We start from the raw sequence: 2,405 nt of genomic DNA on the forward strand, positions 1-2,405 counted from the left end.
CGCCCAGGCGGCGACGTCGGCGGGCAGCTCGGGCGCGTCGACGTGCCGGCCCGCGAGCAGCTCGACCACGTCGGGCGCGGGGATCCGCCGGCCGTCGCGTGCGAGGAAGCGCCCCGCGACGACGCCCCGCGCGATGTGCTGGTCGCCGCGCGCGAAGGACTGCTCGAGGTAGCAGACGCGCTCGTCCCACCCCAGCACGCGGGTGGTGATCGTGAACCGCTGCCCGAGCGTGAGGGACCGCCGGTACTTGACGGTGGAGGCGGCGACGACCGGGTACCAGCCGTGCTCGGCGAGGAGACCGTATCCACCGAGGTCGGCGATGAAGTTGGCGCGCGCGACGTCCATCATCTGCAGGTACACGCCGTTGTTGACGTGCCGGTAGAGGTCGAGGTCGCCCGGGTGCACGCGCATCGTCGTGACGGACGGCGAGAAGAGCGTCTGCCCCGGGACCGCGGGTCGGGGGCGGAACGTGGCGAGGGCGAGCTGGAGCGTCCGGGTCACGACGCGATGTTACTCGCGGGTAGCAAACGGCGGCGAGGGCGCCCGCCGACGGTCAGACCGGGGGAGCGGGGTCGTACTGGATGCCCCGCCGGACACCGCGGGCGGCCTCGACGGAGTCCAGCCGCGCCACCAGGTGCAGCGCCATGTCGATGCCCGCGGACACGCCCGCCGACGTCATGACGTCGCCGTCGTCGACGAACCGCGCCTCGGTGTCCGCCAGGACGCTCGGGTCGATCGCCGCGAGCTCGTCGAACGCCGACCAGTGCGTCGTCGCCGGCCGTCCGGCCAGCAGCCCCGCGGCCGCGAGCACCAGCGCACCGGTGCACACGCTCGTGACCAGCGGCGTCGTCGCACGCACGCCGCGCAACCACTCGAGGTGCTCGGAGTCGGCCGCGAGCGGGCGCGTCCCCGCACCGCCCGGGTACACGAGCACGTGCAGCGGGCCGACCTCCTCGGCGGAGGTGTCGGGCACCAGGCCCAGGCCCTTCGCGCACCGCACGCCCGCACCGTCGGCCGAGAACGTCACGACCTCGGGGTGCAGGGGCGAGTGGGCCGCCCACGACGACAGCACGTCGAACGGCCCCACGACGTCGAGCTCCTCGGCCCCGTCGAAGACGAAGATGCCGATCCGCAGGTGGTGGCCGGTGTTCACGGGACTCAGTAGCCCGGCAGCGCCAGCATCTGGTCGAGCGCGACCCGCGCCCAGTGCGCGTCGTCGGCGTCCACCACGATCCGGTTCGGCACGCGTCCCGCCGCGAGCGACTCCATCGCCCACACCAGGTGCGGGAGGTCGATGCGGTTCATCGTCGAGCAGAAGCACACCGTCGAGTCGAGGTAGTGCACCTGCTTGTCCGGGTGCGCGTTCGCCAGGCGGCGGACCAGGTTGAGCTCCGTGCCGACCGCCCACGACGTGCCCGGCTCGGCCGCGTCGAGCGCCTTGATGATGTACTCCGTCGAGCCCACCATGTCGGCCGCCGTGACGACCTCGTGCTTGCACTCGGGGTGCACGAGGACCGTGACGTCCGGCACGGCCGCGCGGATGTCCGTGACGTTGCGCTCCGAGAAGCGGCCGTGCACCGAGCAGTGCCCGCGCCACAGGATCATGCGCGCGTCCTTGAGCTGCTGCGCCGTCAGGCCGCCGTTCGGCTTGCGCGGGTCGAACACCACGCAGTCGTCGAGCGACAGGCCGAGCTGCAGCACCGCGGTGTTCCGGCCGAGGTGCTGGTCCGGCATGAACAGCACCTTGCCGGTGCCGTCGAGCCCGCCCACCTTGTCGAACGCCCAGCGCAGCGCGACGTGCGCGTTCGACGACGTGCACACCGTGCCGCCGTGACGACCCGTGAACGCCTTGATCGCCGCCGTCGAGTTCATGTACGTGACCGGGACGGTGTCCTTGGCGACACCCGCGTCGACGAGCACGTCCCACGCGTCCTCGACCTGGTCGATCGCCGCCATGTCCGCCATCGAGCAGCCCGCCGCGAGGTCCGGGAGCACGACCTGCTGGCTGTCCGACGTGAGGATGTCCGCGGACTCGGCCATGAAGTGCACGCCGCAGAAGATGACGAACTCCGCGTCGGGGCGGGCCGCGGCCTCGCGCGCGAGCTTGAACGAGTCGCCGGTGACGTCGGCGAACGCGATGACCTCGTCGCGCTGGTAGTGGTGGCCGAGCACGAACGCGCGGTCACCCAGCGCGGCACGCGCAGCGCGCGCCCGCTCGACGAGGTCCGGGTCGCTCGGCGCGGGCAGGTCCCCGACGCACTCGACCCCGCGCTCCGAGGCGAGGTCGACGCCGCGGCCGAGCAGCAGCAGGGCCGAGGGCGCGGGCTCCGTGAAGGCGGCGGAGGTCGTCAGCGTCACGGGACCGATCCTCGCACACGGGCGTGCGCGCGAGCCCGGGACGTCCG

3 protein-coding genes are annotated in these 2,405 nt (G+C 73.0%); all 3 read right to left on the minus strand.

The genetic code is table 11. The features are described from left to right. A partial coding sequence (locus HGA02_RS16515) for a thioesterase family protein (protein ID WP_168680216.1) occupies positions 1-501 on the minus strand: 501 nt, incomplete at its 3' end. Between the two features lie 52 nt (positions 502-553). Then, the gene (locus HGA02_RS16520; RefSeq protein ID WP_168680218.1) at positions 554-1,153 is read right to left on the minus strand and encodes a DJ-1/PfpI family protein; all 600 of its coding nucleotides are present in this window, start codon (positions 1,151-1,153) and stop codon (positions 554-556) included. A 5-nt stretch (positions 1,154-1,158) separates the two neighbouring features. Further along, entirely contained in the window at positions 1,159-2,358 is a 1,200-nt protein-coding gene (gene nadA, locus HGA02_RS16525; RefSeq protein ID WP_168680220.1) for a quinolinate synthase NadA, read from the minus strand. Positions 2,359-2,405: the final 47 nt, after the last annotated feature.

Origin of the sequence: Cellulomonas septica, assembly GCF_012396155.1 — a bacterium.
GTDB lineage: Bacteria > Actinomycetota > Actinomycetes > Actinomycetales > Cellulomonadaceae > Cellulomonas > Cellulomonas septica.